The sequence below is a fragment of the Klebsiella sp. V115_8 genome (genome assembly GCF_029967715.1).
GTDB lineage: Bacteria > Pseudomonadota > Gammaproteobacteria > Enterobacterales > Enterobacteriaceae > Klebsiella > Klebsiella quasipneumoniae.
The window spans coordinates 76,058-94,523 of record NZ_JASCAR010000027.1 but is presented as its reverse complement, the minus strand read 5'-3'; the positions used below and the strand labels follow the sequence as shown (position 1 = coordinate 94,523).

Below are 18,466 nucleotides of genomic sequence, written 5' to 3'. Positions count from 1 at the left end.
CGATGAAAACTTTCTCACTACAAACGCGGTTGTACAGCGGTCAGGGTAGTCTGGCGGTGCTCAAACGCTTTACCCGCAAGCACATCTGGATTATCTGCGATGGCTTTCTTGCGCGCTCGCCGCTGCTGGAAACCCTGCGTCAGGCGTTGCCCGCAGATAACCGCATTAGCGTCTTTAGCGAGATAACCCCGGACCCCACTATCCACACCGTGGTACAGGGCATTGCGCAAATGCAGGCCCTGCAGCCGCAGGTGGTCATCGGCTTCGGCGGCGGATCGGCAATGGATGCGGCGAAAGCTATCGTCTGGTTCAGTCAGCAGAGCGGCATCAGCATCGAAACCTGCGTGGCTATACCGACCACCAGCGGTACCGGTTCAGAAGTAACCAGCGCCTGCGTAATTAGCGATCCGGATAAAGGCATCAAGTACCCGCTGTTCAACAATGCGCTCTATCCCGATATGGCGATCCTTGACCCGGAGCTGGTGGTCAGCGTGCCGCCGCAGATTACGGCCAACACCGGCATGGACGTGCTGACCCACGCGCTGGAGGCGTGGGTCTCTCCGCACGCCAGCGACTTTACCGACGCGCTGGCGGAAAAAGCCGCCAAACTGGTGTTCCAGTATCTGCCCACCGCGGTGGAAAAAGGCGACTGCGTGGCGACGCGCGGGAAAATGCACAATGCCTCAACGCTTGCCGGGATGGCGTTCAGCCAGGCGGGGCTGGGGCTTAACCATGCTATCGCCCACCAGCTTGGCGGGCAGTTTCATCTCCCGCACGGACTGGCCAACGCGCTGCTGTTGACCGCGGTTATCCGCTTTAACGCCGGTCATCCGCGCGCCGGAAAACGCTACGCGCGGCTGGCCAAAGCCTGCGGCTTTTGTCCGGCAGATGCCAGCGATAGTACGGCGATCAATGCGCTGATCCAGCAAATCGAACGGCTCAAGCAGCGCTGTGCGCTGCCGTCACTGGCGGTCGCGCTGAAAGAGGGACGTGCCGCGTACTCAGCGCGCATTCCGGCCATGGTGCAGGCCGCACTGGCTGACGTGACCTTGCGCACGAATCCTCGCCCGGCCAGCGCCGGGGAAATTCAGGAACTGCTGGAGGAACTGCGATGAGTACCGCCGTCAACGCTGTTGAAATGGCCAGAAGCGCCGAGGAGATCCGCGAGCGCGTGCGTGCTGCGGGCGTCGTCGGCGCGGGTGGAGCGGGTTTTCCCGCCCACGTGAAGCTGCAGGCGCAGGTGGAGATCTTTCTGGTTAACGCCGCCGAGTGCGAACCGATGCTCAAGGTCGACCAGCAGCTGATGTGGCAGCAGGCTGCACGTCTGGTACGCGGCGTGCAGTACGCGATGACGGCAACCGGCGCGCGCGAAGGGGTGATTGCCCTGAAAGAGAAATACCGCCGGGCTATCGACGCCCTTACCCCGCTGCTGCCTGCCGGTATTCGCCTGCATATTCTGCCGGATGTCTATCCCGCAGGCGATGAGGTGCTGACTATCTGGTTGGCTACCGGTCGCCGGGTCGCGCCCGCCGCGCTGCCAGCCAGCGTTGGGGTCGTGGTGAATAACGTACAAACGGTGCTCAATATTGCCCGTGCGGTTGAGCAGCAGTTCCCGGTGACCCGCCGCACGCTAACCGTTAACGGCGCGGTCGCCCGACCGCTGACCGTCACCGTCCCCATCGGCATGTCGCTGCGCGAAGTGCTGGCGCTGGCGGGCGGCGCGACGGTCGACGACCCCGGTTTTATTAACGGCGGCCCGATGATGGGCGGCCTGATTACCTCGCTGGATAACCCGGTGACCAAAACCACCGGCGGCCTGCTGGTGCTGCCCAAAAGCCATCCGCTTATCCAGCGGCGGATGCAGGACGAGCGCACGGTGCTTTCCGTGGCCCGTACCGTCTGCGAGCAGTGCCGACTGTGTACCGATCTCTGCCCACGGCATCTGATCGGCCACGAACTCTCCCCGCACCTGCTGGTGCGGGCGGTGAACTTTCATCAGGCCGCCACGCCCCAGCTGCTGCTGAGCGCGCTCACCTGTTCGGAATGCAACGTCTGCGAAAGCGTGGCCTGCCCGGTGGGGATCTCGCCGATGCGCATCAACCGCATGCTGAAACGCGAGCTGCGCGCGCAAAACCAGCGCTATGAAGGGCCGCTCTATCCGGCCGACGAAATGGCGAAATATCGCCTCGTGCCGGTGAAGCGACTGATCGCCAAACTGGGGCTGAGCCCTTGGTATCAGGAGGCGCCGCTGGTGGAAGACGAACCGGCAGTAGAAACAGTGACTTTGCAATTGCGCCAGCATATCGGCGCCAGCGCGGTAGCGAACGTTGCAGTGGGCGACCGCGTGACGCGTGGGCAATGCGTTGCCGATATCCCGGCAGGCGCATTAGGCGCGCCGGTTCACGCCAGCATCGACGGCGTGGTTGCGGCCATCAGCGAACAGGCCATCACGGTGGTAAGAGGTTAACCATGTCTCAGGCTATAGGAATTTTAGAACTCACCAGCATTGCCAAAGGAATGGAACTCGGCGATGCGATGCTGAAAAGCGCCAACGTCAATCTGCTGGTCAGCAAGACTATCTGCCCGGGTAAGTTTCTGTTGATGCTCGGCGGGGATATTGGCGCTATCCAGCAGGCCATTGAAACCGGCACTTCGCAGGCCGGCGAAATGCTCGTCGACAGCCTGGTGCTGGCGAACATCCATCCCAGCGTACTCCCGGCCATCAGCGGCCTGAACAGCGTAGACAAACGCCAGGCAGTCGGCATCGTTGAAACCTGGAGCGTTGCGGCCTGCATCAGCGCCGCGGACCGGGCGGTGAAAGGCTCCAACGTCACCCTGGTACGGGTGCATATGGCCTTCGGCATCGGCGGTAAATGCTACATGGTGGTGGCGGGCGACGTTTCCGACGTCAACAACGCGGTTACGGTAGCCAGCGAAAGCGCGGGTGAAAAAGGGCTGCTGGTTTATCGTTCGGTGATCCCGCGACCGCATGAAGCCATGTGGCGACAGATGGTGGAGGGATAATGGAAAGACAGCCAACAACGGATCGCATGATTCAGGAATACGTTCCCGGGAAACAGGTCACCCTCGCGCACCTGATTGCCAATCCCGGGAAAGATCTCTTTAAGAAACTCGGCCTGCAGGATGCGGTGTCCGCCATCGGCATCCTCACCATTACGCCCAGCGAAGCGTCGATTATCGCCTGCGATATCGCCACCAAATCCGGCGCGGTGGAGATCGGTTTTCTTGACCGCTTTACCGGCGCCGTGGTGCTGACCGGCGACGTTTCCGCCGTCGAGTACGCCCTCAGGCAGGTGACGCGCACCCTGGGCGAGATGATGCAGTTTACTACCTGCTCAATAACCCGGACGTAGCGCGATGAAACGTCTGATGTTGATCGGCCCCAGCCAGTGCGGCAAAACCTCGCTGACCCAGGGCCTGCGCGGCGAAGCGCTCCATTACAAGAAAACCCAGGCGATTGAATGGTCGCCGATGGCCATCGACACACCGGGCGAATATCTGGAGAACCGCTGCCTTTATAGCGCTCTGTTGACCAGCGCCTGCGAGGCCGACGTTATCGCTCTGGTGCTGAACGCCGACGCCCAGTGGTCGCCGTTTTCTCCGGGTTTTACCGCCCCGATGAACCGCCCGACGATTGGTCTGGTCACGAAAGCCGACCTTGCCGATGCGCAGCGGATATCGCTAATCGGCGAGTGGCTCAGGCAGGCTGGCGCCCAGCAGATTTTTATCACCAGCGCGCTGAATAATCTGGGGCTTGATGCCGTGCTGGATTTTCTGAATTCGAAGGAACCTTTATGTCTTACAAAATAATGGCCATTAATGCCGGCAGTTCATCGTTAAAATTCCAGCTGCTGGAGATGCCTCAGGGCGATATGCTCTGCCAGGGATTGATCGAGCGTATCGGCATGGCAAACGCCCAGGTGACCCTCAAAACGCCGGCGCAGAAATGGCAGGAAACGGCGCCCGTAGCCGATCACCGTGAAGCCGTCACCCTGCTGCTGGAAAAGCTCCTCGACCATCGGATTATCCAGAGTTTGCGGGATATCGATGGCGTCGGCCACCGCGTGGCGCACGGCGGGGAGCGCTTTAAAGATTCGACGCCGGTGACCGATGAGACCTTAGCGGAAATCGAGCGCCTGGCGGAGCTGGCCCCGCTGCATAATCCGGTCAACGCGCTGGGCATTAAAGTTTTCCGCCAGCTGCTGCCCGACGCGCCGTCGGTGGCGGTGTTTGATACCGCTTTTCACCAAACGCTCGACGAGCGCGCGTTTATCTATCCGCTGCCCTGGCGCTACTACAGCGAGTTGGGCATTCGCCGTTACGGCTTCCACGGCACCAGCCACAAGTACGTTAGCGCGACGCTGGCGGAAAAGCTGGGCGTACCGTTGAGCGCTCTGCGCGTGGTGAGCTGCCATCTCGGCAACGGCAGCAGCGTATGCGCAATCAAAGGCGGGCGCTCGGTTAACACCTCAATGGGCTTTACGCCGCAGTCCGGCGTGATGATGGGCACCCGCAGCGGCGATATCGATCCGTCGATTCTACCGTGGCTGGCGTTGCATGAGGGAAAAACGCCGGAGCAGCTTAATCAGCTGCTGAATAACGAGTCCGGCCTGCTGGGGGTTTCCGGCATCTCGCACGATTATCGCGATGTCGAGCAGGCGGCGGACGGCGGCAATCGTCGGGCGGCCCTGGCGCTCTCGCTGTTTGCCGAGCGCATTCGCGCCACCATCGGCAGTTATATTATGCAGATGGGCGGCCTGGACGCGCTGATCTTTACCGGCGGCATCGGCGAAAACTCCGCCCGCGCCAGGAGCGCCATCTGCCATAACCTGAATTTCCTCGGGCTCTCGGTCGATGAAGAGAAAAACCAGCACAACGCTACCTTTATTCAGGCCGAAAATGCGATGGTCAAAGTGGCGGTCATCAATACCAATGAAGAGCTGATGATTGCCCGCGATGTGATGCGCCTGGCGCTGCCGCAGGCGCACGAGCTGGCGGTGTCGGTATAAACGGCGCCTCTCCCCTTGCGGAGAATCATGGTAACCGGCGAATCGCCGTGCCACTATGCGCCCTGGCGAAGGTAAGCGGAAAGGTGAAAACGTGGCCGTTGCACAATGTCCCGCCTCGTGCGGAGAACTTATCCAGGGCTGGATCCTCGGCAGCGAGAAGCTGGTCTCCTGCCCGGTGGACTGGTACAGCACCGTCGAGGTCGAGACCGGCACGCCGCGAAACGATGAGCGGCCACTGTCGCGGGCGATGGTCGACCAGCTGCTGGCCCACTGGGGCTACCCGGCGGCGCTGAGTCAGCAGATCCGCATCACCCTGCACTCGACGATCCCGGTCGCCAAAGGGATGGCCAGCAGCACCGCCGATATCGCCGCCACCGCGGCGGCTACCGCCCATCATCTGGGCCACGCGCTGGATGAGCCGACGCTGGCGCGCCTGTGCGTCGCGCTGGAGCCCACCGACAGCACCCTGTTCCGCCAGCTGACGCTGTTCGACCATAATACCGCCGCCACGCAAATCGCCTGCCCTGCGCCGCCGGCGCTCGACCTGTTAGTGCTGGAGAGCCCGCTGACGCTGCGCACCACTGACTACCACCAGCTGCCGCGCGAGCCGGGTCTGCTGGCTAACGCCTCCCGGCTGCAGCTGGCGTGGGAGAAAGTGCAGCAGGCCTGCCAGCGCGGTAGCCCGCAGCTGCTGGGCGAAGCGGCGACCATCAGCGCCATCGCCAGCCAGCGGCTGTTGCCCAAGCCGGGGTTTGACGCGCTGCTGGACCTGGTGGAAAGCGCAGGGCTCTATGGCCTTAACGTGGCGCACAGCGGCAGCGTCGTCGGCCTGCTGCTGGACCGCCGTCGTCATGACGTCGACTTTTTAAAATGGCGGCTGGCAGAAAGCGACATCGCCGCCCACTGGCCTCTGCAGCACTTGCTGGCGATGGTCCCGGGGGGCGTCACCCTGCAATAGGGCTCAGGCCAGCGCCCGGCGCAGCGCCGCCAGCAGCTGGTCGTTTTCGCCGGCGCTGCGGATCGCCACCCGGAAATAGCGGCTATCAAGCCCCGGGTAATTCGCGCAGCTGCGGATCAGCACATGCTGGCGCAACAGGGCATATTGCAGGTCAAGCTCTGGTCTGTCGCAGCGCAAGAACAGGTAGTTGGCGCGCCCGGGCCACACGGTCAGCCCGGCTATCTCCTGCAGCTGCGCGTAGAAACGCGCCCCCTCCTCCTGCAGCCACTGCCAGGTGGCCCGCTGATACGCCCGGTCCTGGAGGATGATCTCGCCGGCCAGCGCGGCATACGCATTGATGGACCACGGCATTTGTCGCTCGCGCAGTCGGGCTACCGCCTGCGCGTCAGCATTGAGCAGGTAGCCAAGACGCAGTCCCGGAATGGCATAAAACTTAGTGAGCGAGCGCAAAACCCAGACGTGCGGATACTGCGCCAGCAGGGGAATAAACCCCTGCTGGTCGGGGATAAAGTCAAGGAAGGCCTCATCGAGGATCAGGCTGATGTTCAGCGCCTGGCAACGCCGGGCAATGGCTTCCAGCAGGCCCCGCTCTGGCAGCAGGCCGGTGGGGTTGTTCGGCGTGCAGAGAAACAGGCAGTCCAGCGCCGGGGTGAGGGCATCGAGGATCGCGTCGGTCAGCTGCCAGCCATCGCACTCCCGAAGGGCATACTCCACGACCGCGCAATCCACGGTTTGCAGCGCCCGCCGGTACTCCGCGAAGCCAGGAATGACGATCATTGCCCGCCTCGGCTTAAGGCCGTGGGCGAGGGTGAAGATCGATTCGGTTTCGCCATTGCCGGCGAGGATATGCCCCGCCGGCAGCTGATGGTGGGCCGCCAGCGCCTGGTGCAGCTGTTGATATTCGACGTCAGGATAGCGCTCGGCGCAGCCGAGGTTATCGACGATCGCCTGCCTGAGCGAGGCAGGCATTCCCAGCGGATTGATGTTGGCGCTAAAATCCAGCAGCTCGTTGGGGGCAACGCCCAGCAGGGCGGCGGCCTCGCGGATATTGCCGCCATGGGCGCTTTTCAGTAAGGCCATATCCTTTTCCTGTGTGGTTATCCACGCCGGGCCAGCGTCGCGCCGTCGGCGAAGTACGCTTTAATCCCTGCAAGGATCGACTCGGCCACCTCCTGCTGGAATTTGGCCGTTTTCAGCTTCCGCTCCTCTTCCACGTTACTGATAAACGCCGTCTCCACCAGAATGGAGGGGATATCGGGTGCCTTGAGCACCGCAAAGCCCGCCTGCTCTACCCGATTTTTGTGCAGATTATTGATGTTACCCATTTTCTCCAGCACCGCCTTACCAAATTTGAGGCTGTCGGCGATGGTGAGGGACTGCACCATATCGAACATGGTGTGGTCGACATAGCGATCGCCGCTCTTGCTGACCCCACCGATCAGATCCGAGGCGTTCTGCGTCTGGGCGAGATATTTTGCCGCGGTACTGGTGGCTCCCTTGGTGGAGAGCGCAAACACCGAGGAGCCGCTGGGCTGGCGGCTGGTAAAGGCGTCGGCGTGAATCGATACGAACAGGTCGGCGCGCTGTTTCTGCGCCTTGGCGACACGCACCTTCAACGGGATAAACACGTCTTCGTTGCGGGTCATATAGGCCTTCATATTGCCTTCTTTGTCGATCAGCGCCCGCAGGCGACGGGCAATCTGCAGCACCACGTCTTTCTCGCGGGTGCGATACTTGCCCACAGCGCCCGAATCTTCGCCGCCGTGCCCGGGATCGAGCATAATGACAATCGGCCGATCGCGCCCGGCTTTACCCGGCTGCGGCCCGCTTTGCGCCGGCGGTACCTGACGCTGCAGATCGCCTTTGTTGTAATCCTCGAGCAGCGCCAGCAGCGGATCCTGCACATCGGTGGCGTTGGCGGGGTAAAGATCCATCACCAGACGCTCTTTAAAGCCGGCCACCGGCGCAAGGGCAAACAGCTGCGGCTTAACGTTCTGCTTGAGCTCGAAGACCATGCGCACGGTTTGCGGATCAAACTGGCCCACGCGGGCGGACTTAATAAAGGGATCGTCATCGCGGATCTGCCCCCCCATGCCTTTCAGCACCGAGTTCAGATTAACCCCTTCCAGATCCACCACCACCCGTTCCGGATTACTGAGGGCAAACTGCCGGTATTTCAGCACATGATTCGATTCCACCGTGACGCGCGTGTAGGTCGATGCAGGCCAGACGCGAACGGCAACCACCCGCGCGGCGGCGGCCAGCCCAACGGGGCTCACGCTCATTAACCACATGGCGCCCGCGCCCTGCAGCAGACGGCGACGGCTTAATCCAGAGTTGTATCCCGACATGCCACTCCCAAGCAATAAAACGCATTTATACCCAAAACAAACAGATTGACCAGAAACTTTAACGAAAGGCATATAACCTGTCATCTATAAAAGGGTAAACATTCATTGACACCCTGCGCCGGGTCACATGTTTTTCAGGGCTTAGCCTCAAATTGGGGCTTGCGTTTAACGGCAAAACAGAATAAAAATACAATAATTACGAATAATCATGCATTGAGGGTTTGTCATGGTGAAGGAACGTCGCACTGAACTGGTAGAAGGATTCCGCCATTCTGTTCCCTATATTAATGCCCATCGGGGAAAAACGTTTGTCATCATGCTGGGCGGCGAAGCCATTGAGCATGAAAATTTCTCAAATATTGTCAATGACATAGGGTTATTGCATAGCCTGGGCATTCGCCTGGTGGTGGTCTATGGCGCCCGCCCGCAGATTGACGCTAACCTCGCCGAGCACCATCACGAGCCGGTCTATCACAAGCAGACGCGAGTGACTGACGCCAAAACGCTGGAGCTGGTTAAGCAGGCGGCGGGGATGCTGCAGCTGGAGATCACCGCCCGCCTGTCGATGAGCCTCAACAACACCCCATTGCAGGGAGCCCATATCAACGTCGTCAGCGGCAACTTTATCATTGCCCAGCCGCTGGGCGTTGATGACGGCGTTGATTATTGCCACAGCGGCCGCATTCGCCGCATTGACGAAGAGGCGATTCATCGCCAGCTCGACAGCGGCGCCATTGTGCTGATGGGGCCGGTCGCGGTGTCGGTCACCGGCGAAAGCTTTAACCTGACTTCGGAAGAGATCGCCACCCAGTTGGCTATCAAGCTGAAAGCAGAGAAAATGATCGGCTTCTGTTCTTCGCAAGGGGTTTACAACCAGGCCGGGGAAATTGTCTCCGAACTGTTCCCCAATGAAGCGCAGGCCCGCGTCGAAGAGCTGGAAGCGGACGAAGATTATAACTCCGGTACCGTGCGCTTCCTGCGCGGGGCCGTGAAGGCCTGCCGCAGCGGCGTGCGGCGCTGCCATCTGATCAGCTATCAGGAAAATGGCGCGCTGCTGCAGGAGCTATTCTCACGCGACGGCATCGGCACCCAGATCGTCATGGAGAGCGCAGAGCAAATCCGCCGGGCGACCATCAACGATATCGGCGGAATTCTCGAGCTGATAAGCCCGCTGGAACAGCAGGGCATCCTGGTGCGCCGCTCCCGCGAGCAGCTGGAGATGGAGATCGACAAATTCACTATTATTCAGCGCGATAACACCACTATCGCCTGCGCCGCCCTCTATCCTTTCCCGGAAGAGAAGATCGGCGAAATGGCCTGCGTGGCGGTGCATCCGGATTACCGGAGCTCGTCGCGGGGAGAGGTGCTGCTGGAGCGTATTGCCGCCCAGGCCAGACAGATGGGGCTGAGCAAGCTGTTTGTGTTAACCACCCGCAGCATCCACTGGTTCCAGGAGCGCGGCTTCACGCCGGTGGATATCGACCTGCTGCCGGAGAGTAAAAAGCAGATGTATAACTATCAGCGCCGGTCGAAGGTGCTGATGGCCGACCTCGCTTAAGCCCTTCTTCGCTGTTGCTAACGGCCCGGGATAACACGGCGTTTATCGCTCCCCGGGCCAGTCCCCTGCTACGCCTGGCCGGCACGCTGTCTGCGGCTCGCGGGTAGAATTCTGCTTTTCGCGTAGACCCTTTACCTCGCTGGCTCACCGATATGCGCCCAGCCGTCGAGGAGCGTCGTCACGCTACCCGTCGCCCAAACGCGGCATCTCAGGGGGCTTTGTGCCCGGCGAAGATCTCCGTCAGGCCGCTTCGCCGCTCGGTTCGCGTCACAATGGCCTGGGAGAGCACCTGCTCGTCGGCATAGAGCGACAACCGCTGTTTCGCGCGGGTGATCGCGGTGTAGACCAGTTCGCGCGTCACCAGCGGGACGCTGCGCGCCGGCAGGATCAGCGCCGCATGGTCGAACTCCGATCCCTGCGATTTATGCACGGTCATCGCCCAGGCGGTATCATGCTCCGGCAGGCGGCTCGGCTGCACCGACTTGATGGCGCCGTCGGGCATCAGGAACCACACCCTCAGCTCGCCGTTGCGCTCCAGCGCTATCCCGATATCGCCATTAAACAGTCCCAGCGCGCTGTCGTTGCGCGCGATCATAATCGGCCGGCCGTCATACCAGCGGGAGTGGCGCGGCAGGGCGATCGCCCGCTGACGGTTGAGCCGCTGCTCCAGCCGCTCATTGACGCCGCTCACGCCGTACGGCCCTTCCCGCAGCGCGCACAGCAGCTGAAATTCGCTGAAGGCGGCCAGCATCGCCTGCGGTTCCGCCCGCTCGCGGCGCAGCTGCAGGTAGCGCTCATAGCCCTGCTGTGCCGCGCCGAGCATGGCTTCGTACTCTTCGGTCGTGCTGAGGGGATGAAGCGCGATATCGTCAAACGGCTGGCGCAGCGTGGCCTTCACCTCCGCGCGCGCGCCAGCGTTCACCGCCCGCGCCAGGTTCCCAATGCCGGAGTGACTGCCGAAGCGATAGCTCTTTTGCAGCAGGCACAAGCTATCTCTCAGCGCGCCAGCGATAGCCCCCTCGCCCGCCGGTACCGGCGAACCGGTCAGCCGGGTCAGCTCCTGCGCCCGCGCGGCGGTATAGCCCGAACTCGCCCAGGCGCAGATATCCCCCAGCACCGCCCCCGCTTCCACGGAGGCCAGCTGGTCGCGATCGCCGAGAAAAATCACCCGCCCGTGAGCCGGCAGCGCGTCGATGAGCCGCGACATCATCGGCAGGTCGATCATCGAGGCTTCATCCACCACCAGCACGTCCAGATGCAGCGGGTTGCCGGCGTGATAGCGCATGCGCTGGCTGCCGGGCTGGGCGCCCAGCAGACGATGCAGCGTGCTGGCCTCGGTGGGAATCAACGCTTTCTGCGCGTCGGTCAGCGGCAGTTTTCTCAACGCCGCGCCCAGCGATTCGGTCAGGCGCGCCGCCGCTTTCCCCGTCGGCGCCGCCAGGCGAATACGACAGCGCGGACTGTCTTCAATCTGGATTAGCGCAGCCAGAAGTTTGGCCACGGTGGTGGTCTTCCCGGTCCCGGGACCGCCGGAGATCACCGAGATGCGGCGGGTCAGCGCCACCGCCGCGGCCACTTTTTGCCAGTCGGTTTCGCCGGTGGCAGGGAACAGAGCGTTCAGGGTTGACGCCAGCCGGGCCTCATCCATCTCCAGCACCCGGTTGGCTTCGTTGAAGAAGCGGGCGACGGTCAGCTCGTTGCGCCACATCCGGTTCAGATAGAGCCGGTCGCCGCATAAGATCATCGGCGCCGGGGCATCGCCGCCGCTCACCGCCGACGAAGCGAGCAGCAGCGCGGGCCAGTCTTCAGGCGCGCCGGCTTCGGCCAGCAGCCGATCGCGGATCTCCCCCGCTTTCCCGCCGAGCGCCTCGTCGCCGCTCAGCTGCGAGAGCGGCAGGCATACGTGCCCCTCGCCGGCGTCCCGGCTCAGCAAGGCCGCCGCCAGCTTGACCGCCGGCGGGTCGTTTTGCGCCACCATCAGGGCAAACTGGACATCCAGCGGCCGCAGCAGACGCTGCTCCACCGCCGCCAGCAGTAGTTGTTCGAAAGTCATGAGGCCTCCTCCTGAGTTTCTCCGGCAAAAAGCTGATCCAGACCGTCAATCAGCGGTCGCACCGGCCGGGTGGTGAAGATCCCCTGCCCCCCCTCCTGCCCGTCCATGCCGCGCAGGAAGAGATAAATCACGCCGCCGAAGTGGCGATCATAGTCGTAATCGGCCAGCCGGTGGCGCAGATAGCGGTGGAGCGCCAGGCTGTACAGCTGATACTGCAGATCGTAGCGGTGAGCCCGCATCGCCTGCTCCATCGCGGGCCGGGTATAGGCCTCGCGATCTTCCCCCAGCCAGTTCGATTTGTAATCCAGCAGGTAATAGCGGCCTTCATGGCGGAAGACCAGATCGATAAAGCCCTTCAGCATGCCGCGCACCTGGCGGAAATCCAGCGGCGGCGTGTCGGCGGAAAGGGGATCGTACTGGCGGATAAGCGCGTCAAGGCGCTCCGCCGTCAGCAGCTGGGCGATGGGCAGGTAAAATGCCATCTCCACCTGTTTATCCCGCGCCGCCAGCTGATTGAGCGCGATATCCGGCCCCGGCAGACGGGTCTGCAGCACGCCCCCCAGCCAGTCGGTCAGCACCGGCGCCCACTGCGCGTCAAACCCGCTCAGCTGTAGTTTCTCCGCCATCCACCCGTCCGGCACCGGCTGGGTAAAGTCCAGCTCCTCAAACAGACTGTGCAGGAAGGTTCCCGGCGCGGCGCCGCGCGGAAACTGGTGTGGGGTCAGCTGCGGATCTTCCACGACTTCGCCGACGCCGGCGGCATCGACATCCAGACGCGGCAGCAGATCCTGTCCGCCGCTGAAACCATGCTGCTGCAGCCCGGAGTAGCTGGTCACCCGCCAGTCGTCGGCGATGCGGCGCTGCAGCTCGCGCGCCGACAGCGGGGGAATGCTCGCCGCCGGCGCCTGCCACGGGGTCAGATCCAGCTCGCCAGGTCTCTGTAATGCAATATCGCCATGGCAGAAGTCCGCTAAACGCGCGGCCAGCCCGGCGGCATCCATGGCTTCGCCCGCCTGCAGCAGCCGCCCGAGGGCGCTCAGATGAAAATCGCTGTTGCCGGACTTTCGACTGCTGAGGGGCGCCACGCCAAGGCTGCAGTGCCAGACCGCGCGGGTGAGAGCGACGTACAGCAGGCGCAGATCTTCCGCCAGCCGTTCCGCCTCCGCCAGCTCGAGGCTGGCCTCATCCTGGCCCAGATCCAGTACCGCCGCGAACGTCTCGCGATCGTGATAGAACGCCTGGTCCTGTTTGCGAAACCGGGCGATAAACGGCAGCCAGACCAGGGGATATTCCAGTCCTTTTGACTTGTGAATAGTGACGATTTGCACGAGGTGCTTATCGCTTTCGAGACGCATCTGCTGGCTGGCGGCGTTGCTGTCCGGCTCGGCGATATGCTGCGTCAGCCAGCGCACCAGGGCATGCTCGCTTTCCAGCTGGCTGGCCGCCTCCTGCAGCAATTCGCTGATGTGCAGTATGTCGGTTAAGCGCCGCTCGCCGCCCCGGGTCGCCAGCAGGTTCTCGGCGATGTGCCGGGCCGTCATCAGCGCCCGCAGCATCGGCATCACCCCGCGCTGACGCCAGATCTGGCGGTATTCGCTGAACTCCTCCACCAGCGCGTCCCACGCCTGCTCATCCTGGTTGAGGTTTTCAATATCCAGCGCGGTCAGGCCAAACATTGAGGTCGCCAACGCGCTGCGCAGGGTATTTTCCCGCTCCGGGGACAACACCGCCTGCAATAGCCAGAGCAGCTCCTGGGCCTCCAGCGTCTCAAAAACGCTGTCGCGGTTGGAGAGGTAGACCGAGGGGATGCCCAGCGTCTGGAGCGCTTCACGCACCTGCGCCGCCTCCAGCCGGTTGCGCACCAGCACGGTAATATCCGAAGCCTGCACCGGGCGCGAAGTTTCCCCACGCCACAGCCGTGCGCGCCCCTGCTGACCGGCGCTCAGCCAGTCGCGGATCTGCGTGGCGCAGAGCTGGGCCATAAACGTCTGATAATCGCCGGCGCCAACGGTGTCGCCGGGCATCAGCCAGACGTTCATCGCCGGGACATCCGCTGCGTCAACGGTAAAGCGCAGCCCCTGGTTCTTCGCCGCCGACTTCACCGGCAGGAACGGTATCTCGCGAAACATGAAGGGGTTATCGCTGAGGCTGAACAGCCGGTTAACGCTGCCCACCATGCCAGGGGAGGAGCGCCAGTTGGTGTCAAGCGTGTAGTGCGCGGCAACGTCGCCGCGCGCTTTCATATAGGTAAAGATATCGGCGCCGCGAAAAGCGTAGATGGCCTGCTTCGGATCGCCGATCAGCAGCAGCGCCGTCTCCGGACGCTGGCGCCAGATACGGCGGAAAATCCGGTACTGCTGGGGGTCGGTATCCTGAAACTCATCGATCATCGCCACCGAAAAACGCTGGCGAATGGCGCTGGCCAGCGCCTCGCCGCTGTCGCCGCGCAGCGCCTCGTCAAGCCGGCTGAGCATGTCGTCAAACCCCAGCTCGCCGCGGCGGCGCTTTTCGCGCGCGACCGCATCACGGATCTCGACCATCGCTCTCGCCAGCACCAGATCGGTGAGCGTCAGCGACGAGGCCAGCAGCGATTCGACGGCGCTAAACAGAGGATGCACGGGCGGTTCGCCACCAGCTTTGGTACGCTCAAGCAGAAACGACTGGGCAAATTTCTCCAGCGCGTCGGGCAACTGATAGCTCAGCGTCTCTTCCTGCGCCCAGGCGGTCACTTTCTCAAGCCATTTGCCCTGGTTGCCGCGATTGAACTTCCGCCGGTCAAGGCCGGAATCTTCAAGCACGCCTTCGATCTCCCCCACCTGCTCGCGCCACTGCTGCTTGAGCGAGTCAATGCGGCCGATGATTTGCTGATGGCGTTCGGCCAGCGTCTCGTCGGCGGCTGGCGGCGACTTGAGCTGCGGCGCTTCGCCCTGCAGCCAGCGGTCAAGGGACTTCAGCAGGTCGCGCGGCCCTTTCCAGACGTCATGGATCACCGCCGCGATATCGCGGGTCAGTGGATAACAGTGACGGCGCCAGAAGTCGGCGCAGGCCTGATAGCGCAGGCGGGATTCATCCTCGATCAGCTGCTGCTCGAACAGCATGCCCGACTCGAAGGCGTTAAGGCTCAGCATCCGCTGGCAAAAACCGTGGATGGTGAACACCGCCGCCTCGTCCATCTGCCGTTCGGCCAACAGCAGGGTCTTCGCGGCATCGTCTTTATCGGCGATCTCCGCCAGCAGCGCGCTGTAGAGCGGGTTGTCGGATTCACCGCGCATACAGGCGATGCGCAGTTCATGGATGTTGCTGCGGATACGTCCGCGCAGCTCTTCGGTCGCCGCCTCGGTAAAGGTCACCACCAGCAGCTCTTCAACGCTGATGGCGCGGGGATAGGCGGCCTCGCCGCCCAGCCCCAGCAGCAGCCGCAGATACAGCGCGGCGATGGTAAAGGTTTTTCCGGTGCCCGCAGAGGCTTCTATCAGGCGCTCGCCCCTCAAGGGCAAGCGCAGGGGATCCAAAGACTCAGCGGTGTCGGTCATTCATTCTCTCGCATCAGGGGTAAGGATTGCTGCAATGCGCTGACGTTTTCCCACACTTTGCCGCCTGCCGGCTGGGCGTAGTCCGCTTTGCCATTCTGGCTACCGGAAATCTGGGACAGTATCGTCATGCCCTGCGGCTCCACCACCGTCTGATGGAAGAAATCGGCAAGTTTTTGCGGCGTCAGCAGTTTAATCTGAGCCACTACTTTATCACGTGAATCAAAACGCATATTACCGCGATCGAAATCTTTGCTCAGTTTCGATGCCTCTTCGCCCAGCGTCTGCGGCGCCTGCAGCATCTGGCTTATCACCGCCTGCTGGAGTTGGGCAAACTCTTCCGGCTTCATCGCCCGCAGCTTCGCCTCCGCGGTGGGGAAGAAGGCCTGGAACCGCTGCCAGAGGAAAGCCGGCTGCTTATCGCTACTCTGCAGCAGGAAGCCCATACCCCACTGGCGCCCCACGTTCATCGGGAAGGCAAAGACCGCGTAGCCGAGCTGCTCTTCGGTGCGCAGCTGGTTGTAGAACCACGGCTGAATAATCTGTCCCAGCAGGGTACTGGCGGCGGTGCTGCTGAACTCATCCACATTGGGCGGCGCAAACACCGCGGCCAGCGCGGAGTCGGTGCTGTTGCCCGCTTTGTTGAAGATCGCCAGCTGCTGCCGGTTCACCACCACGTCTTTATTGCGGCACCATTCGTTGCCGTCAGCGCCCAGCTGCTGCTGGATCTGGCGAGCCAGCGTCGTGGCGGCATCGGCGGACATATTGCCGATCACCATCAGTTCAGGGCGCCCCTTGGTTTTCAGGTTGGCGCGGTAGTCGAGCACTTCCTGCAAGGTGATGGAAGGCAACAGCGCCCGGCGTACTTCGCGCTGGAAATACGGTACCTGGGAGACCATCTGGATCGGCATTATCGCCTGATCGTAGGCTTTGCCCTTCTCAGCGGAGTCCATCATTTGCGCGTACCAGGATTTGGCCTGCTCCAGTTGCTCCTCGGTCGGCGTATAGCTGAAGTATCCCTGCAGCAGGTCGCTGAACAGCGCCGGCAGGTGCTGGGTGTAGCCGTTGGCATTGACCATTAACCCGTTATTGGCGCCGGTGGAGAACGAAATGCCGCCGACCGCCGCCTGGTTACTGAGCTGATCGAGGGCGATGCCGGCGAGATAATCGTTGAGGGCAAACATCACCTGCCGGCGAGCGCTGTCCATCGCCTGGGGATTACGCAGCACCAGGGAGATATCCGCCTTCGGCTCGCTGGCGAAATACTGGCTCGGGGCATAAACCACCCGCAGGGTCGGATCATCGAGGATCAGCTGAGGGTGCGGCCAGGCTTTATCGCTTTTGATGAGGGTGAAATCATCCGGAATATAGGGGTTGAGCGCCGGCAGCTGCAGCTTGATCGCCTGCGCTTTTTGCTGCCAGTCAGCGAACGTCTGCTCGCCGATCTTATCCACCTGATACGGCGCATCGACAAAATAAGCGGTCTTGTTATGCGGTTCCTGCGGGCTGATATACCAGATGCGCGCGTTCTGCGGAGTCATCATCGCCAGCCGGTCTTTGATCGCCTGCGGGTCGTAGCGATCGGCAATGTTGACCACGTCCAGCGCATGCTCGACCGGCACCCGGATCATGGTATCCGCCAGCCATTCCACGTAATCCATGTCGCGGTTGATCGACGGATAGCGGAAATCCAGCGCCAGCACATGCGCCAACTCGTCAAAGTAACGTTTGTCGACGCCCTGGGTACGCAGCAGGTTGAGGTAGCTGAATATGGCCGCCGTCACTTCGTCGCGGTGCGCCAGGCCTTTATCGGTGAGGGTGGCAGAGATCGCCAGCACGCCGCTGTTGCCGTTCACCACCGGGTCAGAATCCGCGCGGATACCTTCCGCCAGTCCCTGCTTTTGCAGCCAGTCGGAGAGCGTCCCCGGGCTGCGGTTGCCGATCAGGTAAGTGACCAGTTCATCCGTTTTGCTGCGGAAACGATCGCTGTTGTTGTCGATGCGAAACTCGACGCGCAGCACTTTACGCGGCATCGCCGGCACATAGTGAATAATGATGCCTTTTTGCGCATCGGTTACCACCGGGACGCTTATTTCCGGCCTGCTGATGTGACGATTCGGCACGCGGCCAAAGGTGTCAGCGGCCATGCGCGCCAGCTCCGGCAACGGCTTGTTGCTGTAGATCACCGCTTTCATCAGGTTGGCGGAGTACCAGCTATCGCGGAAGGTGTGCAGCGCATCAAGAACCGGGTTGCCGGGCTTATCGCTAAGCGTCTCGAGGTTGCCGCCAGAGAAGTGGGCCGCCGGGTGAGCCGGGTTAATGGTTTCTGCGCTGACCTGGGCCATGCGCATCCCGTCTCGCGTCCGGGCCATCGTCAGCTCGGCGTTGACCGCGTTACGTTCGCGGTCGGCATATTTTTTATCCAGCAGCGGCGCGGCGATGGCGTCGGCCAGCCGGTCTACGGCCCCGTCCAGCGCATCATTCTCCACTTCGAGATAGAACGCGGTGCGGTAGGGCGCGGTGCTGGCGTTATGGCTGCCGCCATGCAGCTTAAGAAACTCTGCAAGGCTGTCAGGCTGGGGATATTTTTGCGACCCCATCAGCGTCATATGTTCCAGAAAATGCGCCAGCCCCTGATGATCGGCCGGATCCTGCAGGGATCCCACCGGCACCACCAGCGCCGACAGCGATTTCACCGCCTGCGGATCGGAAACCAGCAGCACGACCATGTCGTTATCAAGACGGATCGCCTGATACTGACGCGTATCTTTTTCGCTTTTGCGGATCGTCTCCTGAACAGGCTGCCATCCGGTGTCGGCTTGACTCAACGGCGCCCAGAGGGCGGCCAGCACTACAAAAACCTTGAACCATAAACTGCGGGGCATTCACGAACCTCATCATTAACAAACTTGCGCTGCACGGCGTGCAGCCTTTTATGTCCATCAGTCCGTGATACGTTGCGCATAATAAATGAACCGCCATTCAC

At 62.1% G+C, this 18,466-nt stretch carries 13 protein-coding genes; 8 read left to right on the top strand and 5 right to left on the bottom strand.

Going from position 1 to position 18,466, the window contains the following annotated elements:
• The first annotated feature begins 2 nt into the window (after positions 1-2).
• The 7 genes from pduQ (at position 3) to QLG03_RS11410 (ending at position 5,988) form a co-directional block, all read left to right on the top strand.
• Positions 3-1,115 (top strand): 1-propanol dehydrogenase PduQ, encoded by a 1,113-nt coding sequence (gene pduQ / locus QLG03_RS11440; protein ID WP_255988733.1) that lies wholly within the window; start codon positions 3-5, stop codon positions 1,113-1,115.
• Entirely contained in the window at positions 1,112-2,467 is a 1,356-nt protein-coding gene (gene pduS, locus QLG03_RS11435; protein WP_087824518.1) for a cobalamin reductase PduS, read from the top strand. Before pduQ ends, pduS begins: the two co-directional genes overlap by 4 nt.
• Positions 2,468-2,469: 2 nt before the next feature.
• Entirely contained in the window at positions 2,470-3,024 is a 555-nt protein-coding gene (gene pduT, locus QLG03_RS11430; protein WP_000075777.1) for a propanediol utilization microcompartment protein PduT, read from the top strand.
• Entirely contained in the window at positions 3,024-3,374 is a 351-nt protein-coding gene (pduU, locus tag QLG03_RS11425) for a propanediol utilization microcompartment protein PduU (protein ID WP_032453966.1), read from the top strand. Before pduT ends, pduU begins: the two co-directional genes overlap by 1 nt.
• Positions 3,375-3,378: 4 nt before the next feature.
• Positions 3,379-3,831 carry a propanediol utilization protein PduV gene (gene pduV, locus QLG03_RS11420; protein ID WP_004105216.1) on the top strand — a complete coding sequence of 151 codons (453 nt, stop codon included), beginning with the start codon at positions 3,379-3,381 and terminating at the stop codon, positions 3,829-3,831.
• Positions 3,816-5,030 (top strand): acetate/propionate family kinase, encoded by a 1,215-nt coding sequence (locus QLG03_RS11415; RefSeq protein ID WP_117129120.1) that lies wholly within the window; start codon positions 3,816-3,818, stop codon positions 5,028-5,030. The genes pduV and QLG03_RS11415 overlap by 16 nt, the downstream gene beginning before the upstream one ends.
• A 91-nt stretch (positions 5,031-5,121) precedes the next feature.
• A complete protein-coding gene (locus QLG03_RS11410; protein ID WP_255988734.1) occupies positions 5,122-5,988 on the top strand; it encodes an L-threonine kinase in 867 nt (288 codons plus the stop codon).
• Positions 5,989-5,991: 3 nt separating this feature from the next.
• Here the strand turns inward: QLG03_RS11410 and cobD are convergent, their stop codons facing one another.
• Positions 5,992-7,068 carry a threonine-phosphate decarboxylase CobD gene (gene cobD, locus QLG03_RS11405; protein WP_255988736.1) on the bottom strand — a complete coding sequence of 359 codons (1,077 nt, stop codon included), beginning with the start codon at positions 7,066-7,068 and terminating at the stop codon, positions 5,992-5,994.
• A 17-nt stretch (positions 7,069-7,085) separates the two neighbouring features.
• Positions 7,086-8,339, bottom strand: a complete 1,254-nt coding sequence (amiC, locus tag QLG03_RS11400) for an N-acetylmuramoyl-L-alanine amidase AmiC (protein ID WP_255988738.1) — start codon at positions 8,337-8,339, stop codon at positions 7,086-7,088.
• Between the two features lie 226 nt (positions 8,340-8,565).
• Here amiC and argA point away from each other — a divergent pair, with 226 nt between their 5' ends.
• Positions 8,566-9,897 (top strand): amino-acid N-acetyltransferase, encoded by a 1,332-nt coding sequence (gene argA / locus QLG03_RS11395; RefSeq protein WP_004149616.1) that lies wholly within the window; start codon positions 8,566-8,568, stop codon positions 9,895-9,897.
• Between the two features lie 208 nt (positions 9,898-10,105).
• Here the strand turns inward: argA and recD are convergent, their stop codons facing one another.
• Genes recD through ptrA form a run of 3 tightly spaced genes read right to left on the bottom strand, consistent with a single transcriptional unit; the run spans position 10,106 to position 18,365 of the window.
• Positions 10,106-11,950: an exodeoxyribonuclease V subunit alpha gene (gene recD, locus QLG03_RS11390; protein ID WP_255988740.1), complete on the bottom strand. Its 1,845-nt coding sequence runs from the start codon at positions 11,948-11,950 to the stop codon at positions 10,106-10,108.
• Entirely contained in the window at positions 11,947-15,483 is a 3,537-nt protein-coding gene (gene recB / locus QLG03_RS11385; RefSeq protein WP_255988742.1) for an exodeoxyribonuclease V subunit beta, read from the bottom strand. Before recB ends, recD begins: the two co-directional genes overlap by 4 nt.
• Positions 15,480-18,365 (bottom strand): pitrilysin, encoded by a 2,886-nt coding sequence (gene ptrA, locus QLG03_RS11380; protein WP_255988744.1) that lies wholly within the window; start codon positions 18,363-18,365, stop codon positions 15,480-15,482. Before ptrA ends, recB begins: the two co-directional genes overlap by 4 nt.
• Positions 18,366-18,466: the final 101 nt, after the last annotated feature.

Excerpts from the sequence above, each read along its gene's own strand:
- pduQ (WP_255988733.1), top strand. The coding sequence starts at position 3 with ATGAAAACTTTCTCACTACAAACGCGGTTGTACAGCGGTCAGGGTAGT.
- pduS (WP_087824518.1), top strand. The coding sequence starts at position 1,112 with ATGAGTACCGCCGTCAACGCTGTTGAAATGGCCAGAAGCGCCGAGGAG.
- pduT (WP_000075777.1), top strand. The coding sequence starts at position 2,470 with ATGTCTCAGGCTATAGGAATTTTAGAACTCACCAGCATTGCCAAAGGA.
- pduU (WP_032453966.1), top strand. The coding sequence starts at position 3,024 with ATGGAAAGACAGCCAACAACGGATCGCATGATTCAGGAATACGTTCCC.
- pduV (WP_004105216.1), top strand. The coding sequence starts at position 3,379 with ATGAAACGTCTGATGTTGATCGGCCCCAGCCAGTGCGGCAAAACCTCG.
- QLG03_RS11415 (WP_117129120.1), top strand. The coding sequence starts at position 3,816 with ATGTCTTACAAAATAATGGCCATTAATGCCGGCAGTTCATCGTTAAAA.
- cobD (WP_255988736.1), bottom strand. The coding sequence starts at position 7,068 with ATGGCCTTACTGAAAAGCGCCCATGGCGGCAATATCCGCGAGGCCGCC.
- amiC (WP_255988738.1), bottom strand. The coding sequence starts at position 8,339 with ATGTCGGGATACAACTCTGGATTAAGCCGTCGCCGTCTGCTGCAGGGC.
- argA (WP_004149616.1), top strand. The coding sequence starts at position 8,566 with ATGGTGAAGGAACGTCGCACTGAACTGGTAGAAGGATTCCGCCATTCT.
- recD (WP_255988740.1), bottom strand. The coding sequence starts at position 11,950 with ATGACTTTCGAACAACTACTGCTGGCGGCGGTGGAGCAGCGTCTGCTG.
- recB (WP_255988742.1), bottom strand. The coding sequence starts at position 15,483 with ATGACCGACACCGCTGAGTCTTTGGATCCCCTGCGCTTGCCCTTGAGG.
- ptrA (WP_255988744.1), bottom strand. The coding sequence starts at position 18,365 with ATGCCCCGCAGTTTATGGTTCAAGGTTTTTGTAGTGCTGGCCGCCCTC.